General features: G+C 61.0%; 24 protein-coding genes. 19 read left to right on the plus strand and 5 right to left on the minus strand.

Annotated elements, in window-relative coordinates:
- Nucleotides 1-164 precede the first annotated feature (164 nt).
- The 16 genes from KW841_RS22235 to KW841_RS22310 all read left to right on the plus strand — a co-directional run bounded on the left by KW841_RS22235 (nucleotide 165) and on the right by KW841_RS22310 (nucleotide 18,698).
- Nucleotides 165-1,415, plus strand: coding sequence for an OprD family porin (locus tag KW841_RS22235; RefSeq protein ID WP_218479769.1), 1,251 nt, complete (start codon nucleotides 165-167; stop codon nucleotides 1,413-1,415).
- A 288-nt stretch (nucleotides 1,416-1,703) separates the two neighbouring features.
- On the plus strand, nucleotides 1,704-3,407 hold the full coding sequence (locus KW841_RS22240; RefSeq protein WP_218479770.1) for an AMP-binding protein: 1,704 nt from the start codon (nucleotides 1,704-1,706) through the stop codon (nucleotides 3,405-3,407).
- Nucleotides 3,408-3,516: 109 nt separating this feature from the next.
- Entirely contained in the window at nucleotides 3,517-5,025 is a 1,509-nt protein-coding gene (locus KW841_RS22245; RefSeq protein WP_218479771.1) for a CoA-acylating methylmalonate-semialdehyde dehydrogenase, read from the plus strand.
- A gap of 89 nt (nucleotides 5,026-5,114) precedes the next feature.
- The gene (gene mmsB, locus KW841_RS22250; RefSeq protein WP_007978273.1) at nucleotides 5,115-6,005 is read left to right on the plus strand and encodes a 3-hydroxyisobutyrate dehydrogenase; all 891 of its coding nucleotides are present in this window, start codon (nucleotides 5,115-5,117) and stop codon (nucleotides 6,003-6,005) included.
- 2 nt (nucleotides 6,006-6,007) lie between these two features.
- Nucleotides 6,008-7,096, plus strand: a complete 1,089-nt coding sequence (locus KW841_RS22255; RefSeq protein ID WP_218479772.1) for an enoyl-CoA hydratase/isomerase family protein — start codon at nucleotides 6,008-6,010, stop codon at nucleotides 7,094-7,096.
- Between the two features lie 18 nt (nucleotides 7,097-7,114).
- Nucleotides 7,115-8,266, plus strand: a complete 1,152-nt coding sequence (locus KW841_RS22260; protein ID WP_218479773.1) for an acyl-CoA dehydrogenase family protein — start codon at nucleotides 7,115-7,117, stop codon at nucleotides 8,264-8,266.
- Nucleotides 8,267-8,332: 66 nt separating this feature from the next.
- The gene (locus KW841_RS22265) at nucleotides 8,333-9,961 is read left to right on the plus strand and encodes a methyl-accepting chemotaxis protein (protein ID WP_218479774.1); all 1,629 of its coding nucleotides are present in this window, start codon (nucleotides 8,333-8,335) and stop codon (nucleotides 9,959-9,961) included.
- Nucleotides 9,958-10,641 (plus strand): TetR/AcrR family transcriptional regulator, encoded by a 684-nt coding sequence (locus KW841_RS22270; protein WP_218479775.1) that lies wholly within the window; start codon nucleotides 9,958-9,960, stop codon nucleotides 10,639-10,641. The genes KW841_RS22265 and KW841_RS22270 overlap by 4 nt, the downstream gene beginning before the upstream one ends.
- Nucleotides 10,642-10,984: 343 nt before the next feature.
- Entirely contained in the window at nucleotides 10,985-11,761 is a 777-nt protein-coding gene (locus KW841_RS22275; protein WP_218479776.1) for an ABC transporter substrate-binding protein, read from the plus strand.
- Between the two features lie 97 nt (nucleotides 11,762-11,858).
- Entirely contained in the window at nucleotides 11,859-12,548 is a 690-nt protein-coding gene (locus KW841_RS22280; protein ID WP_218479777.1) for an ABC transporter permease, read from the plus strand.
- A gap of 12 nt (nucleotides 12,549-12,560) precedes the next feature.
- The gene (locus KW841_RS22285) at nucleotides 12,561-13,259 is read left to right on the plus strand and encodes an ABC transporter permease (protein ID WP_218479778.1); all 699 of its coding nucleotides are present in this window, start codon (nucleotides 12,561-12,563) and stop codon (nucleotides 13,257-13,259) included.
- A 9-nt stretch (nucleotides 13,260-13,268) separates the two neighbouring features.
- Nucleotides 13,269-14,381 carry a succinylglutamate desuccinylase/aspartoacylase family protein gene (locus KW841_RS22290; RefSeq protein WP_218479779.1) on the plus strand — a complete coding sequence of 371 codons (1,113 nt, stop codon included), beginning with the start codon at nucleotides 13,269-13,271 and terminating at the stop codon, nucleotides 14,379-14,381.
- Nucleotides 14,382-14,399: 18 nt separating this feature from the next.
- The gene (locus KW841_RS22295) at nucleotides 14,400-15,164 is read left to right on the plus strand and encodes an ABC transporter ATP-binding protein (protein WP_218479780.1); all 765 of its coding nucleotides are present in this window, start codon (nucleotides 14,400-14,402) and stop codon (nucleotides 15,162-15,164) included.
- A 127-nt stretch (nucleotides 15,165-15,291) separates the two neighbouring features.
- Nucleotides 15,292-16,200 (plus strand): MurR/RpiR family transcriptional regulator, encoded by a 909-nt coding sequence (locus KW841_RS22300; protein ID WP_218479781.1) that lies wholly within the window; start codon nucleotides 15,292-15,294, stop codon nucleotides 16,198-16,200.
- A 234-nt stretch (nucleotides 16,201-16,434) separates the two neighbouring features.
- Nucleotides 16,435-17,205 (plus strand): nuclease-related domain-containing protein, encoded by a 771-nt coding sequence (locus KW841_RS22305; RefSeq protein ID WP_218479782.1) that lies wholly within the window; start codon nucleotides 16,435-16,437, stop codon nucleotides 17,203-17,205.
- 119 nt (nucleotides 17,206-17,324) lie between these two features.
- Nucleotides 17,325-18,698 (plus strand): transposase, encoded by a 1,374-nt coding sequence (locus KW841_RS22310; RefSeq protein ID WP_218479783.1) that lies wholly within the window; start codon nucleotides 17,325-17,327, stop codon nucleotides 18,696-18,698.
- A gap of 336 nt (nucleotides 18,699-19,034) precedes the next feature.
- On the opposite strand, the gene KW841_RS22315 is transcribed toward KW841_RS22310, so the two are convergent.
- The 5 genes from KW841_RS22315 to KW841_RS22335 all read right to left on the minus strand — a co-directional run bounded on the left by KW841_RS22315 (nucleotide 19,035) and on the right by KW841_RS22335 (nucleotide 23,325).
- Entirely contained in the window at nucleotides 19,035-19,802 is a 768-nt protein-coding gene (locus KW841_RS22315) for an ABC transporter ATP-binding protein (protein WP_218479784.1), read from the minus strand.
- Between the two features lie 20 nt (nucleotides 19,803-19,822).
- On the minus strand, nucleotides 19,823-20,536 hold the full coding sequence (locus KW841_RS22320) for an ABC transporter permease (RefSeq protein WP_218479785.1): 714 nt from the start codon (nucleotides 20,534-20,536) through the stop codon (nucleotides 19,823-19,825).
- Complete coding sequence (locus KW841_RS22325) at nucleotides 20,533-21,222, minus strand: ABC transporter permease (protein WP_218479786.1); 690 nt, start codon at nucleotides 21,220-21,222, stop codon at nucleotides 20,533-20,535. Before KW841_RS22325 ends, KW841_RS22320 begins: the two co-directional genes overlap by 4 nt.
- 86 nt (nucleotides 21,223-21,308) lie before the next feature.
- Entirely contained in the window at nucleotides 21,309-22,088 is a 780-nt protein-coding gene (locus KW841_RS22330; protein ID WP_371319533.1) for an ABC transporter substrate-binding protein, read from the minus strand.
- Nucleotides 22,089-22,155: 67 nt separating this feature from the next.
- Nucleotides 22,156-23,325 (minus strand): M20 aminoacylase family protein, encoded by a 1,170-nt coding sequence (locus KW841_RS22335; protein WP_218479788.1) that lies wholly within the window; start codon nucleotides 23,323-23,325, stop codon nucleotides 22,156-22,158.
- A gap of 129 nt (nucleotides 23,326-23,454) precedes the next feature.
- Here KW841_RS22335 and KW841_RS22340 point away from each other — a divergent pair, with 129 nt between their 5' ends.
- The 3 genes from KW841_RS22340 (at nucleotide 23,455) to KW841_RS22350 (ending at nucleotide 26,310) form a co-directional block, all read left to right on the plus strand.
- Nucleotides 23,455-24,405: a LysR substrate-binding domain-containing protein gene (locus KW841_RS22340; protein ID WP_218479789.1), complete on the plus strand. Its 951-nt coding sequence runs from the start codon at nucleotides 23,455-23,457 to the stop codon at nucleotides 24,403-24,405.
- Nucleotides 24,406-24,584: 179 nt separating this feature from the next.
- Nucleotides 24,585-25,163 carry an S-(hydroxymethyl)glutathione synthase gene (gene gfa / locus KW841_RS22345; RefSeq protein WP_218479790.1) on the plus strand — a complete coding sequence of 193 codons (579 nt, stop codon included), beginning with the start codon at nucleotides 24,585-24,587 and terminating at the stop codon, nucleotides 25,161-25,163.
- A gap of 337 nt (nucleotides 25,164-25,500) precedes the next feature.
- Entirely contained in the window at nucleotides 25,501-26,310 is an 810-nt protein-coding gene (locus KW841_RS22350) for a glycosyltransferase family 2 protein (RefSeq protein WP_218479791.1), read from the plus strand.
- Nucleotides 26,311-26,340: the final 30 nt, after the last annotated feature.

Consider the following 26,340-nt stretch of genomic DNA (forward strand, 5'->3'; position numbering starts at 1 on the left):
TCCGGGGCTGACGCCCCGAGCGCGAGTCCGCTCCTTTGCTTCGCGCTTTTTTACACCCGCCCTGCGCCGCTCGGTGCAGGACACCCCCACAAGCGCCCTTCCCTCGCCAATGCCAAGTGGCGCGGGAGCGGCTCGTCGACAACAAAAACAACAAAAGGCCTCCAATGAAACCCACCACCGTCACTCTGTTCCTGGTCGGCAGCGGCCTCGCTGCACAGGCTCATGCCGACTTCCTGGCCGACAGCACGGCCAGGCTGGAAACGCGCAACTTCTACTTCAACCGCGACTTCCGCCAGGCTAATGCCGCCCAGTCCAAGCAAGAAGAATGGGCCCAGGGCTTCCTGCTGCGCTACGAATCCGGCTATACCGATGGCACGGTCGGCTTCGGTATCGATGCCCTCGGCCAGCTCGGCGTCAAGCTCGATTCCAGCCCCGATCGTGCCGGCACCGGCCTGCTCAAGCGCGACAGCCAGCCACCCAGGCGCGCCAAGGACGAGTATGGCGAACTGGGCCTGACGGCCAAGTTCAAAGCGTCCAACAGCGTGCTCAAGCTCGGCACCCTGACCCCGAAGTTGCCGGTACTGCTGGCCAATGACTCGCGCCTGTTGCCGCAAACATTCCGCGGTGGCCAGTTGAACGTTCAGGAGATCAAAGGGCTGAGCGTCGACGCTGGGCGCGTGGATCGGGTCAATCAGCGCGACTCCTCGAACTACGAGAAAATGACCATCACCACCACCGGCGCCAAGGGCATTGTCGGTGGCCAGGCCCGCAGCGACGCCTTCAATTTCGCCGGCCTGGCCTACCAGTGGAACGAGCGGCTGAACACGGGCTACAACTACGGCGGCCTGGACGACTTCTATCACCAGCACCAGTTCAGTCTGGTCCACGTGCTGCCGCTGGGCACAGGCCAGACGCTCAAGAGCGACCTGCGCTACGCCCGCTCCACCGACGATGGCCAAAGCAACATCGACAACAATGCCTTCGGCGCCATGTTCACCTATGCCCTCGGCGGCCATGCCTTCGGTCTCGGTTACCAACGCATGAGCGGCGACACCGGCTTTGCCTACGTCAATGGCACCGACGCCTTCCTGGTCAACTTCGTGCAGATCAACGATTTCGCCAACAAGGACGAGCGTTCCTGGCAGGCGCGCTACGACTACAACTTCGCGGCCCTCGGTGTTCCCGGCCTGACCTTCATGACCCGCTACTTATCCGGCGACAGCATCGACCTGGGCGTCGGCAAACCCGACGGCCACGAATGGGAGCGCGACACCGACATCGGCTACGTGCTCCAGAGCGGCCCGCTGAAAAACCTCGGTCTCAAGTGGCGCAACGCTACGGTGCGCACCGCCCACTTCGGTAACGACCTCAACGAAAACCGCCTGATCCTCAGCTATACCCTGGCGCTCTGGTAAGTCCCCGCACAAGGCGTGCGCGGCCTGCATCGCTTGACGGTGCGGGCAGTGCACGCCTTGTGCATTTCTGTCGAATCAACGATGCAGCAGACCCATGCTTTTTTGCACAACATACGGGATTTTTTGAGCATTCTTATTTGATTTATGCCTGCCTATACTCGATTCAACCACCTGGCCATGAACCCGGTCAGTCCCAATAAAAATAAATAGGGCACCCACCGTGAAGCTATCTTTGCTTGCCGTCGTCTCCCCACTTCCAGGTACCCGCGCGCGCCTCGGGAGCCTCCAATGAACAACCACTGCCAACCCTTCCTGGCCGCTCGTGATTTCCTCCTGGCCCACCGTACCGACTACGCCACCGCCATACGTGACTTCCGCTGGCCGCAGCTGCACGAATTCAACTGGGCGCTGGATTACTTCGATGCCATGGCCGAGGGCAACCAGGCCAATGCCCTGTGGATCGTCGAAGAGGACGGCAGCGAACAACGCTACAGCTTCCAGCAACTGGCAGCGCGCTCCAACCAGGTGGCCAATCACCTGCGCGCCCTTGGCGTGCGCCGTGGCGAACGCATCCTGCTGATGCTCGGTAACGATGTCGCCCTGTGGGAAACCATGCTGGCCGCCTTCAAACTCGGCGCCGTGGTCATTCCCGCTACCGCGCTGCTGACCCCCGAAGACCTGCGCGACCGCATCGAGCGTGGCCATGTTCGCCACCTGGTGGTCGGTAGCGCCCATGTCGACAAATTCGTCGGGCTGGGTGAAGACTGCAGCCGCATCTGCGTCGGTCCGTCCCCCGCCGGCTGGACCCCGCACAGCGCCGCCAGCGAGCATTCCGAGCAGTTCGAGACAGAGGGTCGCACGCTGGCCACCGACCCGATGCTGCTGTACTTCACCTCCGGCACCACCTCCAAGCCGAAGATGGTGTTGCACAGTCACCAGAGTTACCCGGTCGGCCACCTCTCGACCATGTACTGGATTGGCCTGCAGCCGGGCGACCTGCACCTGAACATTTCGTCCCCGGGCTGGGCCAAGCACGCCTGGAGCTGCCTCTTTGCACCCTGGAATGCCGGTGCCTGCATCTTTATCCACAACACTGCACGCTTCAGCGCGCCAGCCCTGCTCGGCGTGCTCGAGCGCTACGGCGTCACCAGCCTGTGCGCGCCGCCTACCGTGTGGCGCATGCTGATCCAGGAAGACCTGGCCAGTTACAAGACGCGCCTGCGCCTGCGCGAACTGGTGGGCGCCGGTGAGCCGCTCAACCCGGAGATCATCGAGCAGATCCTGCATGCCTGGGGCCTGTTGCTGCGCGACGGCTTCGGCCAGTCGGAAACCACCGCACTGGTCGGCAACACGCCTGGTCAGCGGCTCAAGCCGGGCTCCATGGGCCGTCCGTTGCCGGGCTACCGGGTGACCATGCTCGATCCTGATGGCGTGCCGGGTAACGAAGGCGAAGTGGCCCTGCCGCTGGACGTACGCCCCCTTGGCCTGATGCTGTGCTACGAGGACAGCCCGGAAAAGACTGCCGAAGTGATGCGCGACGGCTACTACCGCACTGGCGACACCGCACAGATCGACGAAGAGGGCTACATCACCTTCGTCGGCCGTGCCGATGATGTGTTCAAGGCCTCCGACTACCGCATCAGCCCCTTCGAGCTGGAAAGCGCGCTGATCGAGCACCCGGCGGTAATGGAAGTGGCCGTGGTGCCAAGCCCCGACCCCGTGCGCCTGGCAGTGCCCAAGGCCTATCTGATCCTGGCCCATGACGCACAGGGCAGTCACGAACTGGCCGGCAGCATCCTCGCGTTCGCCCGCGAGCACCTGGCGCCCTACAAGCGGGTACGGCGCATCGAATTTGTCAGCGAGCTGCCCAAGACCATCTCCGGAAAAATCCGCCGGGTGGAACTGCGGCAAATGGAAGTGCAGCGTCGCCAGGGCGACGCACGTGGCCCGCAGGAATACTTCGAAGAAGACTTCCCGCAACTCAAAGGCTGACCCCAGGGGCCGGCATGCCGGCCCCTCCCCCCCGAAATCAAACCCGACCACTCGGCCAACCACGCCGAGGGGACTCATTCGACCCAACGAAAGCAGGCAGGACCCGTAAATGACCTCTTCCATCGTTCCCAGCGTCAAGCTTCTCATCAACGGCGAATTCGTCGAATCGCGCACCACCCAGTGGCGCGACGTGGTCAATCCGGCCACCCAGGAAGTCCTGGCCCGCGTGCCCTTCGCCACCGCCGAGGAAATGGACGCCGCCGTGGCCAGCGCCAAGCAAGCCTTCAAGACCTGGCGCAAGACCCCGATCGGTGCCCGTGCCCGTGTGTTCCTCAAGTACCAGCAGTTGATCCGCGAGAACATCAAGGAACTGGCCGCCCTGCTTACCGCCGAGCAGGGCAAGACCCTGCCGGATGCCGAAGGTGACGTGTTCCGTGGCCTGGAAGTGGTCGAGCACGCCGCCAGCATCGGCAATTTGCAGATGGGCGAATTGGCCAACAACGTGGCCAACGGCGTCGACACCTACACCCTGCTGCAACCGCTGGGCGTGTGCGCCGGCATCACCCCGTTCAACTTCCCGGCGATGATCCCGCTGTGGATGTTCCCGATGGCCATTGCCACCGGCAACACCTTCGTCCTCAAGCCATCCGAACAGGATCCGCTGGTGACCATGCGCCTGGTTGAACTGGCCCTGGAAGCCGGGGTACCCAAGGGCGTGCTCAACGTCATCCACGGCGGCGTCGACGCGGTGAACCTGATCTGCGACCACCCGGACATCAAGGCCGTATCCTTCGTCGGCTCGACCAAGGTCGGCACCCACGTCTACAACCGCGCCACCCAGAACGGCAAGCGCGCGCAGTGCATGATGGGCGCGAAAAACCATGCCATCGTCCTGCCTGATGCCAACAAACAACAGACCCTGAACAACCTGCTGGGCGCCTCCTTCGGCGCTGCCGGCCAGCGCTGCATGGCCCTGCCCGTGGTGATCCTGGTGGGTGAAGCGCAGACCTGGCTGCCGGACCTGATCGAACGAACCAAGACCCTCAAGATCAATGGTGGTACCGAGCCGGGCACCGACATCGGCCCAGTGATCTCCTGCGCCGCCCTGGAGCGCGTCAACGGCCTGATCGCCAGCGGCATCGAAGAAGGCGCGAAGCTTGAACTGGATGGGCGCAACCCGAGCGTGCCGGGCTACCAGGACGGCAACTTCGTCGGCCCGACCATTTTCTCCGGCGTCACCGCGCAGATGTCCGTGTACCGCGAAGAAATCTTCGGCCCGGTGCTGTGCGTCATGCACGCCGCCAACCTGGACGAGGCGATCGAGATCATCAACGCCAACCCGAACGGCAACGGCACTGCCCTGTTCACCCGTTCCGGCGCAGCCGCGCGGCACTTCCAGGAAGAGATCGACGTCGGCCAGGTCGGCATCAACGTGCCAATCCCGGTACCGGTCCCGCTGTTCTCCTTCTCCGGTTCGCGCGCCTCCAAACTGGGCGATCTGGGCCCCTACGGCAAGCAAGTGGTGACCTTCTACACCCAGACCAAGACGATCACCCAGCGCTGGTTCGACGAGGACGACACCGGCGGCGCGGTGAACACCACCATTACCCTGAAATGACCTTTGCCGGCCGGCGCCTTGCGTCGGCCGACGACAAGCGCGCGCAGGGTTTCCTGCGCCACTGCCCCCTCTCGTAAAAGGTAGCCAACATGCATATCGGATTTCTCGGCCTCGGCAACATGGGCGGCCCAATGGCTCGCAACCTGCTCAAGGCCGGCCACAGCCTGACCGTCTTCGATCCCTTCCCGCAAGCGGTCGCCGCCCTGGTGGAGGCCGGCGCCAGCGCCGCCGACTCACCCGCAGCCGTGGCCAAGGCCAGGGTTGAGGTGATCATCACCATGCTGCCGACCGCCGAGCACGTGAAGCAGGTCTATCGCGGCAAGGATGGCCTGCTGGCCAATATCGGCCCGGGCGTGCTGTTGATCGACAGTTCGACCATCGACCCGCTGAGCACCCGCGAGGTGGCCAAATACGCCCTTGCCCAAGGCAACCCGATGCTCGACGCGCCGGTATCCGGCGGCACCGGCGGTGCGGCGGCAGGCACCCTGACCTTTATGGTCGGTGGCCCGGACAGCGTGTTCGACCAGGCCTTGCCGATCCTCTCGGCGATGGGCAAGAACATCGTGCACTGCGGCGCAGCAGGCAACGGCCAAGTGGCCAAGATCGCCAACAACATGCTGCTCGGCATCTCCATGGTCGGTGTCGCCGAAGCCATGGCCCTGGGTGTAGCCCTCGGGATCGACGCCAAGGTGCTGGCCGGGATCATCAACACCTCCACCGGTCGCTGCTGGAGCTCGGAGGTCAACAATCCGTTCCCGGGCGTACTGGAAAACGCGCCCGCCTCACGGGGCTACAGCGGCGGCTTTGGCAGCGACCTGATGCTCAAGGACCTGGGCCTGGCCACTGAAGCGGCCCGGCACGCGCGTCAGCCGGTCGCGCTCGGTGCCGTAGCCCAGCAGCTGTACCAGACCTTCAGCCTGCAAGGCAACGGCGGCCTGGACTTCTCCGCCATCATCAACCTGTTCCGCGGAGAAGCCTGAACATGAGCGAGCAGCAAGCCCCGGTGCTGGCCAGCGTACGCAACCGTGTCGGCCACCTGACACTGAATCGGCCAAGCGCGTTGAACACCCTGGACCTGCCCATGGTGCGCCTGCTCTGCCGGCACCTGTGGGCGTGGGAGCAGAACCCGGAGATCGTCGCCGTGACCCTTCGCGGCGCCGGTGAAAAGGCCTTCTGCGCCGGTGGCGACATCCGCATGCTGTACGACAGCTACAAGGCCGGCGACAACCTGCATGAGCTGTTCCTCGAGGAGGAGTACGCCCTGGACGAGTACCTGCATGGCTACACCAAGCCAGTGCTGGCACTGCTGGATGGTTTTGTCCTCGGTGGCGGCATGGGCCTGGCCCAGGCCGCCTCGTTGCGGGTGATCACCGAGCGCACGCGGATGGGCATGCCGGAAGTCGGCATCGGCTTTTTCCCCGACGTCGGTGGCAGCTATTTCCTGCCGCGCCTGCCAGGTGAGCTGGGAACCTACCTGGGTATCACCGGCTGCCAGGTGCGTGCCGCCGATGCCCTCTATGCGAATCTTGCCGACTACTACCTGCCCAGCGAACGGCTGGCCGAGCTGGATGCCTGCCTCGACCACCTGAACTGGACCGCGGCGCCCGTCGAAGACTTGCAGGACCTGCTTGCCGACATGGCCACCGAGCGACTGGCCGGTTCCGAGCTCAAGGCCTGTCGCCAGGCGATCGACGAATATTTCGCCCTGCCCGATGTCCCGGCCATTCACGCCGCGCTGCAGCGCGAACAACGCCCCGAGCTGCAAGACTGGGCCGAGCAGACGGTGAAGCTGCTCGACAGCCGCTCGCCATTGGCGATGGCCACGACGCTCGAGTTGTTGCGCCGTGGTCGTGACCTGAGCCTGGCCGAGTGCTTCGCCCTCGAGTTGCACCTGGACTACCAGTGGTTCGACAAGGGCGACCTGATGGAGGGGGTGCGCGCCTTGATCATCGACAAGGACAAGTGCCCACGCTGGAACCCGCCAACCCTGACAGAACTGGCACCTGCCCGGGTGCAAGCCTTCTTCAACGACTTTGAACGCGCCTCCGGCAAGCCCGTACGCACCGCCTGATCGGCAGGAGACTTTGCAATGCACGATATCGAATTGACCGAAGAACAACGCATGATCCGCGACATGGCGCGCGACTTCGCCCGCAGCGAAGTCGCGCCGCATGCCCAAGCCTGGGAGAAGGCCGGCTGGATCGATGACGCCGTGGTGGCGCAGATGGGCGAATTGGGCCTGCTGGGCATGGTCGTACCGGACACTTGGGGCGGCAGCTACACCGACTATGTGGCCTACGCCCTGGCCGTTGAAGAAATCTCGGCCGGTGACGGTGCCCTCGGCGCGCTGATGAGCATCCACAATTCGGTGGGCTGCGGCCCCCTGCTGAAATACGGCACCCCCGCGCAACAGGACAGCTGGCTGCCGCTGCTGGTCAGTGGTCAAGCGATCGGCTGCTTCTGCCTGACCGAGCCACAGGCCGGCTCCGAAGCGCACAACCTGCGTACCCGTGCCGAACTGCGCGACGGTCAGTGGGTACTCAATGGCGCCAAGCAGTTCGTCAGCAACGGCGAGCGGGCCAAGCTGGCCATTGTCTTCGCCGTCACAGATGCGCAACTGGGCAAGAAAGGCCTGTCGGCCTTCCTGGTCCCCACTGACAACGCCGGATTCGTGGTCGACCGACGCGAACACAAGATGGGCATCAAGGCCTCCGATACCTGCGCGGTGACCTTGAACAACTGCACCATTCCCGAAGCCAACATGCTGGGTGAACGCGGCAAAGGCCTGGCCATTGCCCTGTCGAACCTGGAAGGCGGTCGCATCGGCATCGCCGCCCAGGCCCTGGGAATCGCCCGCGCCGCCTTCGAAGCCGCCCTGGGCTATGCCCGCGAACGCGTCCAGTTCGGCAAGCCGATCATCGAACACCAAAGCGTGTCCAACCTGCTCGCCGACATGCACACCCGGCTCAACGCCAGCCGCCTGATGGTCCTGCATGCCGCGCGCCTGAAAAGCGCCGGACAACCGTGCCTGTCCGAAGCCTCCCAGGCCAAGCTGTTCGCCTCGGAAATGGCCGAGCGCGTGTGCTCCAGCGCCCTGCAGATCCATGGCGGCTACGGATACCTGGAAGACTACCCGGTGGAGCGCTACTACCGAGACGCGCGCATCACCCAGATCTACGAAGGCTCCAGCGAAGTCCAGCGCCTGTTGATCGCCCGCGAACTGAGCCACTACGCACTCTGACCCCCACAAGCCGGACGCGACTGCCGCCTCCGGCTTTCACCTGCCTTCCCTCTCGCGGAGTTGCCCATGCCCGGCTTGCGCAATATTTCCATTAGCCGCCGTCTGTGGCTGATTTTGCTGACATCCATCCTGATGCTGCTGATTCTCGCCGGCCTGATGCTCAAGCAGAGCCATGACGACCTGTATGCGGCCAAGGCGCTGAAAACCCGCCATGTGGTCGAGACCGCCAGCGGCATCCTGCGCCACTTCCAAAGCCTGGAAGGCCAGGGCCTCAGTCGTGAGCAGGCGCAGCAGCAGGCCATCGCAGTCATGCGCGACTTGCGCTACGACCGCCAGGACTACTTCTGGCTCGAAGACCTCGACACGCGCATGGTCATGCACCCCAATGCCAAGCTCGAGGGCAAGCGCATGGCCGGCACGCTCGATCCGGACGGCAAGGCGCTGTTCGACGAAATGGTCGCCACGGCCAAACGCGATGGCGCCGGCCTGGTGCACTACCGCTGGCCCAAGCCGGGTTCCGATGCACCGGTGGAGAAGGTTTCCTACGTCGAGTTGTTCAAGCCCTGGGGCTGGATTGTCGGGTCGGGCATCTACATCGACGACGTGCAGGTCGAGTTCCGCCGCCAACTGCTCCAGGCTTTTGTCATATTGCTGACGATCACCCTGATGCTCAGTGCGCTGATCCTGCTGATTGCCCGCAGCATCGCCTCGCCACTGACGCGAGTGGTCGATGCAATGGAAAACATCGCCAGCGGCGAAGCCGATCTGACCCGTCATCTGGATAACCGCTGGCGTGATGAACTGACAGACTTGAGCCGCCATTTCAACGTATTCACCAACAAGCTGCGTGGCGTAATCGGCCAGTCCATCCAGTCCGCCGACAGCCTGGACCAGGCTTCGAAGTCGCTCGGTGAAATCGCCGCCGATAGCCAGAACCACAGCCAGCAGCAATCGCAGCAGATGGAGCTGGTCGCCACCGCCATCCATGAGGTCTCCTACGCCGTGCAGGAAGTGGCCAGGAACGCCGAGCACGCGGCCAACGAAGTTCGCCAGGCCGAAGAACAGGCTCGCCGGGGCCAACACAACATCGACAGCAGCCTGCTCCAGATCGACCAGTTGTCCGATACCATCGGCCAGGCCGTCGAGGTGATCCAGAGCCTGGCCCGGGAAAGTACCCAAATCGGCAGCGTGCTGGAAGTGATCCGCGCCATCGCCGAGCAGACCAACCTGCTCGCGCTGAACGCCGCCATCGAGGCGGCGCGAGCCGGCGAGCAGGGTCGCGGCTTCGCCGTGGTCGCAGACGAAGTGCGCCTGCTGGCACAGCGCACCCAGCAGTCCACCGCGCAAATCCAGGACATGATCGAGCGCCTGCACGGCAACTCGGAAGCCGCGGTGAACGTCATCAATGCCAGCAGCCAGGCCGCTCGACAAACCGTGGAACAGGCCCACCAAACGGCTGAAAGCCTGCACCAGGTACTCGGCGCGCTGCGCAATGTCACTGAACTGAACGCCTCGATCGCCAGCGCCACCCTGGAGCAGTCACACGTGGTCGAAGACATCAACCAGAATGTGACCCGAGCAGCCTCTCTGGCCCACGAAAATGCCCAGGCAGCAGACCGTTCCAACGCGGCGAGCCAGGAACTGGGCCAACTGGCGGGTCAGCTCAATCGGCTGTTGGGGCAGTTTCGCGTATGAGGTGGATGAGCAACATGCAGCCCTCCAAAACCCTTTTTGCCGTACCTGTCGACGAAGAGCGCAACACGCGCTACCTGGAAACGCGGCACAAGGCGGTCGAGATGTTCGCCAGGCATGGTTTCAGCCGGGTCAGCATGCGCGACCTGGCCACTTGCCTGGGGATCACGGCCGGCTCCCTCTACAACCACATCGATAGCAAAGAGGCACTGCTGTTTGAACTGATCGAGGAGCTCTACGAAGCGTTGCTTGATGGCGCCAGCCTGGTGACCCGGCGCAAATCCGCCCCCACTGCACGACTGCACGGCCTGCTTGAGGCGCACCTGCGGCTCCACGAGCGCATGGCCGCGCATTTCCGCCTGGCTGAGTACGACCTCCATTGTTTGAGCGGCGAACAGCAGGCCTCGATCCTGACCCTGCGCGGACGTTACGAGGAGCACCTGCTAGAGGCCATAGAGCAACTCACCGGTCAACCGGCTGGCGCCACCCTGCGCGCGACCATGAACGGCATCGTATCCCTGCTCAATCAACTGCCGGCCTGGGTCGGGAAGCCCCAGGCCGGCATTGGCGCACGCCGCAAGCTGCTGCATGAGATGGTGATGAGTACGCTGCAGGGTGCATTGCGTGCAACTCAGCTCGCAGACCTTACACGTCAGGAAAAACCACCGCTCCAGCGCTTATGAAGCATGCAGTGGCCAAGCGACGCCTTGGCCATCAGCCCGATGACTTTGCAGCGACGACATCCCTGCCGATCAGTCTGTGAACCGAACGAGCGCCGCCAAAAAAACGCACTTTCGCCCCCCGGAAAAATCAATGCGAAACCCCGCAGAAACGCTCACCAGTGCCTGGAGCGATCGGGCACAGGTGCACGTTGTCACGTCTGGGACTGATATGTTTTTTTTCAGTTATCTTGCATATGGATTTTTATTGTGTCATTTATAGCCTCGCCGATCACAGGACTGATCCACCGCGCCAACCCGGATGGCGGGCACCCGTTCCCCCAATGCCCTCCAGGGAGTCAACAATATGAACAAGACAGAACTTCTAGGTGCTCTGGCGCTATGCGCTTTCAGCTTTCTGGCACATGCCGACGAAGACAGCCTGCGTATCGGTATCGAAGCCGCCTACCCGCCCTTCTCCTTCAAGACACCGGAAGGCAACGTCAGCGGGTTCGACTACGACATCGGCAACGCCTTGTGCGAAGAAATGAAGGTCAAGTGCGAGTGGGTCATTCAGGAGTTCGACGGCATGATCCCGTCGCTCAAAGTGCGCAAGATCGATGCCGTGCTGTCGTCGATGTCCATCACCGAAGACCGGATGAAATCCGTGGACTTCAGCAAAAAGTACTACCACACGCCGGGCAAGTTCGCGATGAAGGCCGGCAACGTGATCAACGACCCTCTGGTCGACCTCAAGGGCAAGAAACTCGGCGTGCAACGCTCCTCGACCTACGATCGCTTTGCCACCGAGCAACTGGAAAAATCCGGCGTCGTCGTGGTGCGTTACTCCTCGCAAAATGAAGCCTTCCTCGACCTCGCCTCGGGTCGTCTGGACGCCACCCTCGCCGACATCGTCAACACTGACGAGAGCTTCATCAAGACAGCGGCTGGCCAGGGTTTCGCATTGACCGGGCCCGACATCAACGACCCGAAATATTTTGGCCGGGGCGCCGGGATCGCCGTGCGCAAAGGCAACAGTGCCAACGTTGCGCGCCTGAGTGCCGCGATCGATGCCATTCGCGCCAATGGCAAGTACCAGCAAGTGATGGCCAGGTACTTCGCGTTCGATATCTACGGCGAGTAAGCCAGCCCCCTGAAACCTGACCCCGGCACCGGCCCCTGCAGGCGTCTGCCGGGGCTTGTCCTGCGCGCCTCGCGGCGCTCGCTTGAGGAACTTCATCATGCTCCACGGCTACGGATCGAGCATTCTCGATGGCGCCTGGCTGACCATCAACCTGGCCTTGACCTCCATGTCCCTGGCGATTGCCCTGGGCCTGATCGGTGCGGCCTTTCGCCTGTCGCCGCTCAAATGGCTGGCCCTGCTCGGGGAAAGCTACACCACCCTGATTCGCGGCATTCCAGACCTGGTGCTGATCCTGCTGATCTTCTACGGCGGCCAGGACCTGGTGAACCGCCTCGCCCTGGCGCTCGGTTACACCCGCTATATCGACATCAACCCCTACATCGCCGGCGTCTGCACCATGGGCTTCATTTTTGGCGCCTACCTCTCGGAAACCTTTCGCGGCGCCTTCATGGCGATCCCCAAAGGCCAGGCCGAGGCCGGCGTGGCCTTTGGCATGGGCGGTGCGCAGGTGTTCTGGCGAATCCTGGTACCGCAGATGATTCGTTTCGCCATTCCCGGGTTCACCAACAACTGGTTGGTACTGACCAAATCCACCGCGCTGATCTCGGTGATCGGCTTGCAGGACATGATGTTCAAAGCCAAAAACGCCGCAGATGCCACACACGAGCCCTTCACGTTCTTCCTCGCGGTGGCGGCGCTGTACCTGATGCTCACCAGCCTGTCCTTGCTGGTGCTGCGCTATCTGGAAAAACACTATTCGGTCGGCATCAAAGCCGCCGAATTGTGAGGGGAGCCACCCATGATTCTCGACTACAACCTGATCTGGGAAAACCTGCCGCTGTACTTCAACGGCGCCGTGTTGACCCTCAAAGTCCTGCTGATTTCCCTGGCCCTGGGCCTGGTATTGGCGATTCCGCTGGCGCTGATGCGGGTCTCGCGATCGCCGCTGATCAACTTCCCGGCCTGGCTCTACACCTACGTGATTCGCGGCACGCCGATGCTGGTGCAGTTGTTCCTGATCTATTACGGCCTGGCGCAGTTCGAAGCGGTGCGCCAAAGCGTGCTCTGGCCCTACCTCTCCAGCGCCACCTTTTGCGCCTGCCTGGCCTTCGCGATCAACACCAGCGCCTACAGCGCAGAGCTGCTGGCCGGCAGCCTGAAATCCACCAACCATGGCGAGATCGAAGCCGCCAGGGCCATGGGCATGTCCCGCCTGACCCTGTACCGGCGCATTCTCATGCCGTCGGCCTTGCGCCGGGCATTGCCGCAGTACAGCAACGAAGTGCTGATGATGCTGCAAACCACCAGCCTGGCCTCCATCGTCACCCTCGTCGACATCACCGGGGCCGCGCGGACTGTCAGCTCACGGTTCTATCTGCCGTTCGAGGCGTTTATCACCGCCGGCCTCATCTACCTCGCCTTGACCTTCATTCTGGTGCGTCTGTTCAAGCTGGCCGAGCGCCGCTGGCTGGCGTACCAGGCACCGCGCAAGCACTAAGGAGCTGACATGGAGCACATTCAATACCTGTTGCCGTGGAGTGCCTCGGGCACCGAACGCACGCTGTCGCTGTTCCGCTTTGGCAGTGGACCACGCAAAGCCTACATCCAGGCGTCATTGCATGCCGACGAGTTGCCGGGGATGCGCGTCGCCGTCGAACTCAAGCGCCGTCTGCTGGAACTGGAAACTCAAGGCCGCCTGACCGGGGTGATCGAGTTGGTGCCCATGGCCAACCCGATCGGTATCGCCCAGATGTTCCAGGCCACCCATCAGGGGCGTTTTGAATTCTCCAGCGGCAAGAACTTCAATCGCGACTTCCCGGAATTGGTCGATGCCGTTGCACCGCTGCTGGAAGGCAAATTGACAGACGATGCCGACGCCAACATCGCCCTGATCCGCCGCGCCATGGGCGATGCCCTCGCCGCCCTGCCGGCAGCGGCCTCGGAACTCGACGGCCTGCGCCGCCTGTTGCTGCAGCATGCCTGTGACGCCGATGTGGTGCTGGACCTGCACTGCGACTTCGAATCGATCATGTTGCTGTACGCGATGCCGCAACACTGGCCACGCTTGCAGTCCCTGGCCGCACGCCTCGGCGCGCAAGTCACGTTGCTGGCCGAAGATGCCGGCGGCAGCGCCTTCGACGAAGCCTGCGCCATTGCCTGGCTGCGCCTGGCCGAGCGGTTTCCCGAAGCCAATATTCCCCTGGCATGCGCGGCCACCACCATCGAACTGCGCGGCATGGCCGACACCGGGCGCGAGCAATGCGTCGACAGTGCCCAGGCCATTCTCGGCTATCTCGCCGAACAGGGCCTGATCAGCGGTGACTGGCCAGCGGCACCGCCGAGCCGTTGCCAGGCCATGCCATTCGCCGGCGCCCAGTACGCCTGTGCGCCCCATCCCGGTGTAGTGAGCTTTCTGCAACCGCTGGGTGCCCAGGTCAAGGTCGGCGATCCGCTGTTCGAAGTCATCGACCCGCTGACCGACCGCCATAGCGTGGTAAGCGCCAGCACCGACGGCATTCTCTATGCCCGCGAACGCCTGCGTTTTGCCCAGCCTGGATTGTGGCTGGCCAAAGTGGCAGGCATTACCCCCATTCGCCAGGGTCGCTTGCTCAGCGACTGATTCCAGAGAGTTCAAACCATGTACAAACTTGAAGTTCAGGACCTGCACAAAAGCTACGGCGCCCACCAGGTACTCAAGGGCGTGTCCCTGCAAGCGCAGGCCGGCGACGTGATCAGCATCATCGGCTCCAGCGGCTCCGGCAAGAGTACCTTCCTGCGCTGCATCAACCTGCTGGAGCAACCCAATGCGGGCAACATCGTGCTCAATGGCGAACCGCTCAAGCTGGTGGCCAACAAGTCTGGCGGGCTGAAAGCGGCCGAACCCAGGCAGTTGCAGCGCATGCGTTCGCAGCTGTCGATGGTGTTTCAACACTTCAACCTCTGGTCGCACATGAGCGCTCTGGAAAACGTCATGGAAGCCCCGGTGCATGTGCTGGGCCAAGGCAAGAAAGAGGCACGGGAAAAGGCCGAGCACTACCTGGACAAAGTCGGTGTGGCGCACCGCATGCACGCCTGGCCGGCGCACATGTCCGGTGGCGAGCAGCAGCGCGTGGCGATTGCCCGCGCCCTGGCGATGGAACCGCAAGTGATGCTGTTCGATGAGCCGACGTCGGCCCTCGACCCCGAACTGGTCGGTGAAGTGCTCAAAGTCATGCAGGACCTGGCACAGGAAGGCCGCACCATGGTGGTGGTGACCCACGAAATGGGTTTTGCCCGCGAGGTTTCCAACCAACTGGTGTTCCTGCACAAGGGCGTTGTCGAAGAGCGCGGCGACCCGCGTGAGGTGCTGGTCAACCCGCAGTCCGAACGCCTGCGGCAGTTTCTGGCCGGGAGCCTGAAGTAGGACCGCCACCCACCCGTCCACTGCTCGGCGCTGCCCTGACCAGGCAGGCTTGGGATACACTCCGGCCAACCTTGTCAGGGCATCAGGCACAGCCCTTCTCTCACCTTCAGGAAACGTTGAGCCGGATATGCCAACCCCATCGAAAGACACCACCGTCTATGCCGCGCCGGTCATGCGCAAACTGACGGAAATCGTTTCCGAACTGCCACCGTCACTGCGCAAGGTGGCGGACTTCATCCTGCGTCACCCGCTCAAGGCCGCGACGCTGACCATCGAGGAGATGGCTCACGAAACACTGACCTCACCCGCCGCCGTCAACCGCCTGGCCAAAGCGCTGGACCTCGGTGGCTACAGCGGCATGAAGGCCGAGCTGGTCGCCACCTTGCAGCAGATGGTGTCGCCGGTGGACAAACTGCGCAACGAACTGGCCCATCGCCCGGGCGGCGCGTTTGGCCTGCATGAACAACTGCAGAGCGCCAGCAGCAACCTGGCCACGGCGGTGACCAACAACCACGCCGACACCTTTGAAGCCTTCGTCACTCGCCTGACCACGGCACGCAAAATCTACATCCTGGGCTTCGGCAACAGTGTCTACTTCGCCGGCCTCGCCGCGTCGACCCTGATGCCCTTCTGTGCCGACGCCACGGCCATCAGCATGGAGGGTGGCAACGAAAATGCCGCCTACCGCCTGGCCGCGATCACCGATCAGGACGTGTTGCTGGCAATCTCCCTGCCCCGCTACTCCCTCGACACCCTGCAACTGGCACGCTTCGCCAACGAACGCGGCGCATCGGTGCTGGCAATCACCGACTCACCCGCCTCGCCGCTCACCGGCATTGCCGAGCACACGCTGTTTGCCCCTTGCGACCACCCGGTGCTGACCAGCTCCAACATCGCCGTGCTGGCCCTGATCGAAGGCCTGGTCGCCGGCGTGATGGCGCGCAATAAGGAAGCGGTCAAACTGGCCACCGAACTGACTGAAAGCGTGATGTCGTACTTGCACATTCCAGCCAGCGGTAAACCTGCGAAGAAGTGATTGCGTTGTGGATTTGCCTTGCAGATCCGGGCCGTCACTGACAGCCATGGGTTGAATCCACAGTGGTTTTCTGCCTCTTGCGACGGGCAGAAAACGGCCAGAAGCAGCCACTCTGTGCGCCTACAAATGCAGGGTCGAATCACAAATTTTCGAGAGTAAATTCGAAATGGACAAACTCTCGTGTCGCGCTATGGTCCATTGATGCTCGATTCGGCTACACATTGAGGCAGCGGAATGGACTTCACTCATAGTTTCATGCAGGTTTGGGATGCTCTTCGCTGGTTTATCCCGCCTTTGCTGCTAATCGGTCTACTGCAATCACGCTGGGCCAAAGGTCACTTGGGCGAGCTCCTGGTACGGCTGGTTGCCAGATGCCGGCTGGACAAGCGGACTTACCGTCGCATGCACAACATCACGCTGAATACGATCGATGGCACCACCCAAATTGACCATGTATTCCTGTCTCCCTACGGCATCTTCGTTGTGGAGACCAAGAACAAAAGTGGCTGGATATTCGGTAGCGAAAGGCAATCGCAGTGGACACAGAAGTTATATAAAAATACATACACGTTCCAGAACCCACTGCGGCAGAACTACAAACATCTCAAGGCTCTGCAGACCACTCTCGGCATAGAACCGGAACATCTGCACTCGGTTGTCACTTTTGTTGGCGCAAGCACCTTCAAATCCGAGATGCCCGCCAATGTCACCCAGGGTAGTGGCTTCATTCGTTACATAAAGTCATTCAAGCAGCCGGTATTCACTGAGGCTGAAGTTGAAGCGCTTGTGCAAGCTCTGCGAAGCGGCCGGCGCCCGCCAGGTCTGGCCACCCACCGTGAACATGTGCAAAACCTCATGCGCCGCAATGATCCAACAGCCGAGCGCAAGTGCCCAAAATGCGGCAGTGCATTACTCATTCGCACCGTGAAGTCCGGCCCGAATGCGGGGAAACGGTTCTGGGGCTGTTCGGCGTTTCCCAAGTGCCGAGTGACGCAGAGGCTCTAGTGGATGCATGAGAATGGGGCGGCAGGCATGGCCGGTTTCGGCCGATTCTGTTGAAAAAGTAGCTCCCCTGTTTGGCCTGCGGCAAAATTGCTTCATTGGTCGGCGGGGGATCACACAGCATGATGGGACAGCTATCGAGTGGGCAGGAGCGACTGTTTTACTCCTTCAACCTTGAAGATCACATCCCAGCCAATCACCTTCTGCGCAGCATTGATCAGTGCCTCGATCTGAGCGACTTACGCCATTACCTCGCCGATTTTTATAGCCCGATCGGGCGTCCGTCGGTTGATCCTGAACTGATGATTCGCATGCTGATCGTGGGCTATTGCTACGGCATTCGCTCCGAACGGCGGTTGTGCGAAGAGGCCCATTTGAACCTGGCGTATCGCTGGTTCTGCCGGTTGAGCCTTGAAGATGAAGTCCCTAATCACTCGACCTTTTCCAAGAACCGACACGGCCGCTTTCGGGACAGTGATCTGTTTCGCTGGTTGTTCAATGAAGTGCTGCGTCGTTGCATGGACGCAGGCTTGGTCAAAGGTGAAGGCTTTGCCGTGGACGCCAGCATCATCAAAGCGGATGCCAGCCGGCAGCGCGGTGTACCGGGTGATGAACCGGTCAACTGGAGCGATCCGACCCTGAGTACCCGCGCCGTGCGTGAGTATCTTGAGGCACTCGATGAAGAGGCTCTGGCCGAAACGCTACCGAAGCGCCTATCGCTGACTGATCCTCAAGCCCGCTGGACCGCAGCACCAGGTGGCCCAGCGTTCTACGCTTACTCCACGAATTATCTGATCGATACCGAGCACGGCGTGATCATGGATGTGGAACCCACACCGGCTCATCGAACCGCAGAAGTCGAGAGCACCAAGACGATGATCGATCGGGTCGAAGCGCAGTTCGACATCAAGCCGGAACGCCTCATTGGCGACACCGCTTACGGTACCGCACCGATGCTGGCCTGGATGGTGGAGGAAAAAGACATCGAGCCGCATGTGCCGGTATGGGACAAAACCGAGCGCAAGAACGACAGTTTTTCGAGCAACGATTTCCACTGGAATGAAGAGGCTGAGGAATACCGCTGTCCCGCCGGCAATGCATTACGTAGCGAATGGCGAGCCTTCAAGAACGAGCGCTCGCACGTCACCAAAGCCAACACCATCATCTTCCGATCCCGGCAGACCGACTGCGTTGCCTGTCCGATGAAAGCCAAGTGCTGCCCGAACACTGCGTTCCGCAACATCGCTCGCAGCGTGCATGAAGCCGCGCGCGATGTGGCTCGGCGAATCGCAGCGACACCTGCGTACGTGCGCTCTCGCCACGAACGTAAAAAGGTCGAAATGTTGTTTGCCCACCTCAAGCGCATCCTGAAATTGGATCGCCTGAGACTACGTGGCATGAGTGGCGCGACTGATGAATTCACGCTGGCCGCTGCGGTACAGAACCTGCGACGGCTGGCTAGATTTACATCTCAAGGGCCACCTGCCACGGGATAGGTGCGCCTGCACTCAGCAAAAAAACCCCAAATTAACCCACTAACTGAGCAGCAACGGTCAACGAAGGGCCGAGAAACCACTCAATGTGGTGAGTCGGTTCTTAGGCGATGGTCGTGCCTGAGTTCAGGTCAGCTGAAAATCCGACTTTTTCAACAGAATCGGCCAAAAGCAGCCAGTCGGATGCTGTGCTGACGTTAGTACTCGAAATTATCCTTCACGCCTGGAAAGTCGAAATACTCTCTCGGCACTGCAGTCAGAAATCCCGTTGTGAAGTCTGTCTCCCCTGGGCACCCGCCATTGAACGCCGGTGCCTTTCTTTCGCAGATTAACGGGCAGCTACTTGAGACTCCCGGCCAGGAACTGCTGCAACCGCTCGCTTTGCGGCTGTTCCAGCAGCGTGCCTGGCGCTCCTGACTCTTCCACCCGCCCCTGATGCAGAAACATGACGTGGTTCGACACCTGCCTGGCAAACGCCATTTCGTGAGTGACGACCACCATCGTCCTGCCCTCTTCGGCCAGTTGCTGCATGACCTTGAGCACCTCACCCACCAGTTCAGGGTCAAGGGCCGAGGTCGGTTCGTCGAACAGCATCACCTCAGGCTCCATGGCCAGCGCACGGGCAATGGCCACCCGTTGTTGCTGGCCGCCGGATAAATGCACCGGGTACTGGAGCTCGACTTTTTGTGGCAGCCCCACCTTGGCAAGGTAATGGCGCGCCCGCTCCAGTGCCTGCGCCCTGCTGATACCGAGCACGCTCATCGGGCACTCAATGATGTTTTCCAGCACGGTCATGTGGCTCCACAAATTGAAGTGCTGGAACACCATCGACAACCGGCTGCGCAGGCTCCGCAGCTGCCCGGGGTCAACCACACACTGGTCGCCCCTCGAGTTTCTGCGGGTGAGCAACTCTTCGTCGTTGACGACAATGCGCCCGGCCGACGGTTGTTCAAGATGGTTGATACAACGCAGGAAGGTACTTTTCCCGGACCCGGAGGAGCCGATGATGCTGATCACATCACCCGCCCTGGCCCTGAGCGAAACCCCTTTCAGCACTTCATGGTTGCCGTAGTTTTTATGGATATCTTCAACGATCAATTTATACATTCGAGCAAGTCCGATAGGGGTCAGTGCGTGCGCGGTTTGAGGTAGGCCAGCCAATGCAGTTCGCCACGTCGAAACAGCCAGATCAGGAAAAAAGCACAGGCGGCGTACAACACGCCGGCAATGCCAAAGGCAGTGAAGGATGCATAGGTCGCCGAGTTGACATCCCGGGCGATCTTCAGCAAATCGGGCACGGTGGCGGTAAAGGCCACCGAAGTGGAATGCAGCATCAGGATCACTTCATTGCTGAAAAACGGCAGCGCGCGGCGCAACGCCGACGGCAGGATAATCCGCCGATAAAGCGTGAACCGGCTCATTCCGTAGGCACTGGCGGCCTCGACTTCACCGTGGACCGTCGCCCTGATAGCGCCGGCAAAAATCTCGGTCATGTAGGCGCAGGTATTGAGCCCGAACGCCAGCACCGTGCAGTTGAAGCCGTCACGGAAAAACGCGTTGAGAAAGTCCTGGGACCGCACCACATGCAGGCTGTACACCCCGGTGTAGAAGAACAGCAGCTGGATGTACAACGGCGTGCCACGAAACACGTAGGTGTAACACCAGACCGGCAGGCGCAGCAGCGGGTTGCGGCTGACGCGGGCCATCGACAACGGCACCGCCAGCAAAAAGCCCATCGCCACCGCCAGAATCAGCAGCCACAAGGTGACCACCAGCCCGGAAAAGTGCGGCCCGTCACTCCACAGGTAAGCCTGCCAGTAGTTTTCGAGAATGGCGGTCATAGCGCAGCCTTCCTGACGCCGACCGAGTAGCGGCGCTCAAGCCACAGCAACACGCCATTGGAGACCGTGGTAATGGCGAGATAAATCAGGCCGCCGACCAGGGTGAAGTAAAAGAACTGCATCGAGCCCTTGCCCGCATCCTGCGTGGCCTTGACCACGTCGGTCAGGCCGATGATCGACACCAGGGCCGTCGACTTGATCAGCACCTGCCAGTTGTTGCCGATGCCCGGCAAGGCGTGACGCAACATTTGTGGAAAGAGGACCTTGCGAAAGGTTTGCCCACGGGTCATGCCGTAAGCCCTCGCCGCTTCGATCTGCCCCGCCGGGACGGCCTGGAAGGCGCCGCGAAACGTCTCGGTAAAGTAGGCCCCGTAAATGAACGCCAGCGTCACGACACCGGCCAGAAACGGGTCGATGTCAATCTGCGTGATGCCCAGCCAATCGGTGATCCGGTTCAGCAACATCTGCAGGCTGAAGAACAGCAGCAACATGATCACCAGGTCCGGCATGCTGCGGATCACGGTCGTATACCCCGCAGCCAGTGCGCGCAACAATCGATTGGACGACAACTTGGAACTGGCGCCAATCAGCCCGGCCAGGACGGAGATCAGCAATGAACAAAGCGCCAGTTTGACGGTAGCCAGGGTGCCCAGCAGGATCTGCGGGCCAAAACCTTCCAGAAGCATCTCACTCTCCTTGTTCTTGTTAGGGTGAGGTGAAGGGGGCAATAGAGCGCTCGAACGAGCGCCCTGCTCAAGGTCACGACGACGGTTTACCTAGCGCCGTAGACATCGAAATCGAAGTACTTGTCGTTGATCCGCGCGTAAGTACCGTTGGCGAGAATGGTGGCCAGGGCTTTGTTCAAGTCTTCGCGCAACGTGACATCTTCCTTGCGCAGACCAAGGCCATCGCCGACGCCGAAGAAGCCCGGGTCCTCCAGGGTGGCACCGGCAAATTCATAGTCCTGGCCCGCCGCTGTTTTCAGGAAGCCGTAACTGGCTTGAATGGCACCCTGCAACGAGGCGTCAAGTCGCCCCACTACCAGGTCGGCGTACACCTGGTCCTGATTCTGATAGGAAAGAATGTCCACGCCCTTGGAACCCCAAACCGCTTTGGCATAGGACTCCTGGGTCGAGCCCTGCTCCACACCAATGCGCTTGCCCTTGAGCGATTCGAGGGTCGGCTGCAATCCCGATCCACGTTTGGCCACCAGGCGTGCCGGTGCATTGGACACCTTGTCGGTAAACGCGATCTGCTCAAGGCGTTTGGGGGTGATGGTCATCGAAGACGCCACCGCATCGAACTTGCGCGCCAGCAGTGCCGGGATCATCCCGTCCCAACTGCTTTCCACCCAGACGCAGCGGGCTTTCAGTTCGGCGCACAATGCTTCGGCGATATCGACCCCGAAGCCGGTCAGCGTGCCATCCTGGTTCTTGTATTCCAGCGGTGGGTACGTCGGGTCCACTCCCAGCTTCAACACTTTGCCGGACCAGTCGGCCGCCACCGCCAGGCTCGAGGCCGTCAGGAACACCAGGGAAACGGCTGCAATCATCTTGTTCATTTTTATTCCTCTCAGACCGTAGATTTTTTACCGGCACAACGGGTGAAAATGCGCCGTCTCAACTCAGAAAACGTTCGACCAACTTGACCCAATAGCTCGCGCCTACCGGCAGGCAGCCGTCATTGAAGTCGTAGCCGGGGTTGTGCAGCAGGCACCCGCCTTCGCCCTCGCCGTTGCCGATCACCAGATAGCTGCCGGGGCACTTTTCCAGGACAAAGGCAAAGTCCTCGCTGGCGGTGAATGGCCGCAAGTCTTCGATCAGGTGTTCATCTCCCAGCCACTCGCGGGCGACTTCATGGGCAAATGCCGTCTGTTCGGGATCGTTGATCAACACCGGATGGCAATGCTGGTAATCGATGTGGACCCGGGCGCCGAAACTCTCGGCCTGGCCCTTGACCAAATCGGTGATCCTGACCTCCAGCAAACGGCGAACCTCGGGGGTCAGGGCGCGTACGCTCAGGCTCAAGTCGGCGCTGGACGGGATGACGTTCGAGGCGCTCCCGGCCTGCAGGGAGCCCACGGTGATGATCGCCATCTCCTGCGGGTTGACGTTGCGCGAGACGATGCTTTGCAGGGCCATCACGATCGAGGCGCCGACCACCACCGGGTCGACGGCTTTGTGCGGCACCGCGCCATGGCCGCCGTTGCCGATGATCTTGATGTTCACCGTGTCGGCAGACGCCATGAACGGTCCGCTGTAAAAACCCAAATGCCCGACGGGATAACCCGGCACGTTATGCATGGCGAAGATCGCGTCACACGGAAACCGTTCGAGCAGCCCTTCCTCCAGCATTTTCCTGGCACCACCCAGTCCCTCTTCCGCCGGTTGGAAAATCAGGTGCACGGTGCCGTTGAATGCCCGTGTCCGCGCCAGATACTGACCCGCCGCCAGCAGGATGGCGGTATGACCGTCGTGACCGCAGGCATGCATGACACCGTCTATCCGGCTGGCATAAGGCAAACCGGAGGTTTCCTGGATCGGCAACGCATCCATGTCGGCGCGCAAGCCAATGGACCGACCCTCGCCATTTTTCAGGGTGGCAACGACCCCGGTCTTGCCCACCCCGGTGCTGACCTCAAAGCCCCACTGAGTCAGACACGCGGCAACCCGCTCACTGGTGGCGAATTCTTCAAAACCCAGCTCAGGGTGCGCGTGAATGCTGTGACGTATCGCGATCATTTCATCTTGCATCGCGGCAATACCAGGCAGGACCAAACCGGCATTCATCAGTGTTCTCCTTCGAGGGCTGTGCGGCAGCGAAAGCGCTGTTGGGCTCGATCTTAGGGAACTGGCGCTGGGCTGGGGAGCCGCAGTTTGGTTATGATGACAACCATGAGTTGTCACCAGGGTGAGCAGATGAAACTGCATCAATTACAGGCGCTGATTGCCAGCGCCGAAACCGGCAGCATCCGCGCGGCCGCACGTTCGCTGGAGATTTCCCAGGCTGCGGTGACCAAAGCGCTGCGCGAGCTGGAAACCAGCCAGCAGCTACCGCTGTTTACCCGAACCGCCAGCGGTCTGAACTTCACCGAATACGGCAAAGTGCTGCTGACTCATGCCCGGCTGGTGATCAAGCAACTGGAGCACGCACAGACCGAGCTTGATCACATGCGTGGGAAGGCCCAGGGCCGGCTCTGCGTCGGGATCACCCCATGGGTCGCCCTGACCTTCCTGCCCGAAGTCGTGTCGGTTTTTCGCGAGCGTATGCCACAAATCAGGCTGGAACTGTTCGAAAGCCTGATGGCCGTTGCCCAACCGCTGCTGCGCGACGGCAGCATGGACTTCGCGATTGGCCAACTCCATCCCACCCAATCGACCCAGGAATTCGCCAGCGAAACCTTGCTCGATTACCAGACCTCGGTGCTGGTCCGCGAGGGACACGCCCGACAGCATGCGCGATCGATCCACGAGTTACTGGAAGAAAACTGGACCCTGAACTACGCGCCGGACGGGCACGATGGGCTGATGCAGGAACTGTTCTGGAAGCACGGCGCGCAGATTGACGAAAATCGAATCGTGCGTGCTCATTCACTGGCCATTTTGCAGATGATGGTCGAGCGGGCCGACATGTGCACCTGGGGGCCTTCGATCGTGAGCACAGCCCCGCCATTTCTGGGGCGCCTGGTATCCCTGGGGTTGGCCGAGCAGTTCGAGCCCCGGCAGCTGAGCATCGTGACACGCCGCAATGGCGCACTGAGCAACCCGGCGGTCTGCTTCACCGAATGCCTGTTGCAGGTCATTCGGCGCCATGCGCGTTCGGCAAAAAAAGAAGACCGCGCGCTGTTTGAAACCTTGCGGCTGCGGTGAGGTAACCCTGGCCGCGCTCAAGGCGTCATCGCAGGCTATTCTTGATCTGGGTTACCAACCGGTCGCACCGAAGGAGGTCTCTCGTTTATGCACTGTGTCCTTTTCAAAATCCGCTGATCCAACGGTCTGGGGCGCGGCCCCAGGCACCTTTGCCTGCCCCCTGAAACGGAGACGCCAGCATGAGCACCTTGCAACTTCACCCCGCACTGGACAATGGCATCCAACCCGCCGCCGCGAATTTCACCGGTGGCACCCTGCAATGCCTGTGTGCGACCGACAAGGTCGAAGTCAGGATCGACGCGCAAACCCTGCATAACCACGCGTGCGGCTGCAGCAAATGCTGGAAACCACAAAACGCGATATTTGCCGTCATCGCCGTGGTGCCTCGAGATAAGGTCAGCGTCATTGCCCACGGCGAAAAACTGGCGATTGTCGACGCAGCCGCCACCATCCAGCGCCACGCCTGCAAGCAGTGTCACGCCCACCTCTTCGGGCGCATCGAGAACAAGGACCATGCGTTTTATGGCCTGGACTTCGTCCACACCGAGCTTTCGCCACAGAGCGGATGGGCAGCGCCGGGATTCGCGGCGTTCGTGTCCTCCATCATCGAAACCGGCACACCGCCAGCGCAAATGAAGGCAATCCGCGAGCGCTTGCGCTCGATCGGCCTGGAACCCTATGACTGCCTGTCCCCGGACTTGATGGACGCCCTGGCGACCCATGTCGCCAAACAGAAAGGCCTGCTCCCTGCCGCCTGATTGATCGGTCGCCGCGGTTTATTTTCCGGACCGCGGCTCCGATTTACCTTGAGATTGAATCCAGCCCCACAGCACCCCGGGCGGACTCATCTGACCCGCCGTCCGATGTAACGAACTATTTCGTGGATATTTACCTATAGACAGGATCCTTATACGATGAGGCCCGCATTCACTGTTCTCCATCAGGCGCGAGTAAGCCATCTAAATTTAGTGCATGACAAAGCGACTTGAAAATTGAGCTTTACAGACGAAAAACATTGCACGGGCAAATACGCGAAACCGGATACGGACTCAATCGCCCCCACCTATAAATACAATATCATTGAGCACCCGAACAATGAACAGCACTAGCCCCCCGACTGAATTCCCCAATAACTTCAGCATCGTCATCGTGAATTACAAGACACCGGAAATCACCAAGATATGCTTAGAGTTATTGCACCAGCACGTGGGTGGCCACAACGTCCCAATCTGGGTGGTTGACAACTACTCGGCCGATGAAAGCACTGAATACTTGCGAACACTGGACTGGATCAACTTGATCGAACGATCCGTTTCCGAACCGGAAGCAGGCCATATCGCGCACGGCAAGGCACTCGACATGGTGCTGGAGCGAGTCGAAACCGATTATTTGATCCTGATGCATACCGATACGTTTGTTTTCGATAAAAATATTTTTCCGATGATACTTAACAAGTGCATCAACAATAAAAAAGTCGTAGCCATCGGGTGTGTAGAGCAATTAAATCGCGGCACCGCAAGAACGCTTTGGCGCTTTAGCTCGCGACTGTTCAAACACCACTATCGACGCTTTAAAATCTCCATGGGACTACGCTCCAGAGAACCAAAACCCTACAAAGAAGTCTACTTGAAGAGCTTCTTTACATTGTGGAACTGCAAACTCGTCAAACAGCACGGCATGCACTTCTCGATGGATGATCGCGTTCCCGGATATACCCTTCAAGACCGAATGACCCAGCTTGGTTATGTCGTTGAAACTTTATCGCCACGTAAAATCTTCAGCTATCTTGATCATATCCAGGCGGGGACTGTTGCAGCGGCTGGCGGCTATGGAAAGACTCATAGACGAACCAAAATGTACAATAATATACTTAAGCGCCTGAACAAGGGTGATGGCAAGGCTTAAGCTACGCCGCCCCGTATGAGTCCGTCACCC

This window comes from Pseudomonas sp. PDM28 (genome assembly GCF_019219115.1).
In the GTDB taxonomy this organism is placed as follows: domain Bacteria; phylum Pseudomonadota; class Gammaproteobacteria; order Pseudomonadales; family Pseudomonadaceae; genus Aquipseudomonas; species Aquipseudomonas laurylsulfatiphila.

What these genes read in the sequence shown, in the direction of transcription:
- KW841_RS22235 (WP_218479769.1), top strand. Translation starts at nt 165, where the DNA reads ATGAAACCCACCACCGTCACTCTGTTCCTGGTCGGCAGCGGCCTCGCT.
- KW841_RS22240 (WP_218479770.1), top strand. Translation starts at nt 1,704, where the DNA reads ATGAACAACCACTGCCAACCCTTCCTGGCCGCTCGTGATTTCCTCCTG.
- KW841_RS22245 (WP_218479771.1), top strand. Translation starts at nt 3,517, where the DNA reads ATGACCTCTTCCATCGTTCCCAGCGTCAAGCTTCTCATCAACGGCGAA.
- mmsB (WP_007978273.1), top strand. Translation starts at nt 5,115, where the DNA reads ATGCATATCGGATTTCTCGGCCTCGGCAACATGGGCGGCCCAATGGCT.
- KW841_RS22255 (WP_218479772.1), top strand. Translation starts at nt 6,008, where the DNA reads ATGAGCGAGCAGCAAGCCCCGGTGCTGGCCAGCGTACGCAACCGTGTC.
- KW841_RS22260 (WP_218479773.1), top strand. Translation starts at nt 7,115, where the DNA reads ATGCACGATATCGAATTGACCGAAGAACAACGCATGATCCGCGACATG.
- KW841_RS22265 (WP_218479774.1), top strand. Translation starts at nt 8,333, where the DNA reads ATGCCCGGCTTGCGCAATATTTCCATTAGCCGCCGTCTGTGGCTGATT.
- KW841_RS22270 (WP_218479775.1), top strand. Translation starts at nt 9,958, where the DNA reads ATGAGGTGGATGAGCAACATGCAGCCCTCCAAAACCCTTTTTGCCGTA.
- KW841_RS22275 (WP_218479776.1), top strand. Translation starts at nt 10,985, where the DNA reads ATGAACAAGACAGAACTTCTAGGTGCTCTGGCGCTATGCGCTTTCAGC.
- KW841_RS22280 (WP_218479777.1), top strand. Translation starts at nt 11,859, where the DNA reads ATGCTCCACGGCTACGGATCGAGCATTCTCGATGGCGCCTGGCTGACC.
- KW841_RS22285 (WP_218479778.1), top strand. Translation starts at nt 12,561, where the DNA reads ATGATTCTCGACTACAACCTGATCTGGGAAAACCTGCCGCTGTACTTC.
- KW841_RS22290 (WP_218479779.1), top strand. Translation starts at nt 13,269, where the DNA reads ATGGAGCACATTCAATACCTGTTGCCGTGGAGTGCCTCGGGCACCGAA.
- KW841_RS22295 (WP_218479780.1), top strand. Translation starts at nt 14,400, where the DNA reads ATGTACAAACTTGAAGTTCAGGACCTGCACAAAAGCTACGGCGCCCAC.
- KW841_RS22300 (WP_218479781.1), top strand. Translation starts at nt 15,292, where the DNA reads ATGCCAACCCCATCGAAAGACACCACCGTCTATGCCGCGCCGGTCATG.
- KW841_RS22305 (WP_218479782.1), top strand. Translation starts at nt 16,435, where the DNA reads ATGGACTTCACTCATAGTTTCATGCAGGTTTGGGATGCTCTTCGCTGG.
- KW841_RS22310 (WP_218479783.1), top strand. Translation starts at nt 17,325, where the DNA reads ATGATGGGACAGCTATCGAGTGGGCAGGAGCGACTGTTTTACTCCTTC.
- KW841_RS22315 (WP_218479784.1), bottom strand. Translation starts at nt 19,802, where the DNA reads ATGTATAAATTGATCGTTGAAGATATCCATAAAAACTACGGCAACCAT.
- KW841_RS22320 (WP_218479785.1), bottom strand. Translation starts at nt 20,536, where the DNA reads ATGACCGCCATTCTCGAAAACTACTGGCAGGCTTACCTGTGGAGTGAC.
- KW841_RS22325 (WP_218479786.1), bottom strand. Translation starts at nt 21,222, where the DNA reads ATGCTTCTGGAAGGTTTTGGCCCGCAGATCCTGCTGGGCACCCTGGCT.
- KW841_RS22330 (WP_371319533.1), bottom strand. Translation starts at nt 22,088, where the DNA reads ATGATTGCAGCCGTTTCCCTGGTGTTCCTGACGGCCTCGAGCCTGGCG.
- KW841_RS22335 (WP_218479788.1), bottom strand. Translation starts at nt 23,325, where the DNA reads ATGAATGCCGGTTTGGTCCTGCCTGGTATTGCCGCGATGCAAGATGAA.
- KW841_RS22340 (WP_218479789.1), top strand. Translation starts at nt 23,455, where the DNA reads ATGAAACTGCATCAATTACAGGCGCTGATTGCCAGCGCCGAAACCGGC.
- gfa (WP_218479790.1), top strand. Translation starts at nt 24,585, where the DNA reads ATGAGCACCTTGCAACTTCACCCCGCACTGGACAATGGCATCCAACCC.
- KW841_RS22350 (WP_218479791.1), top strand. Translation starts at nt 25,501, where the DNA reads ATGAACAGCACTAGCCCCCCGACTGAATTCCCCAATAACTTCAGCATC.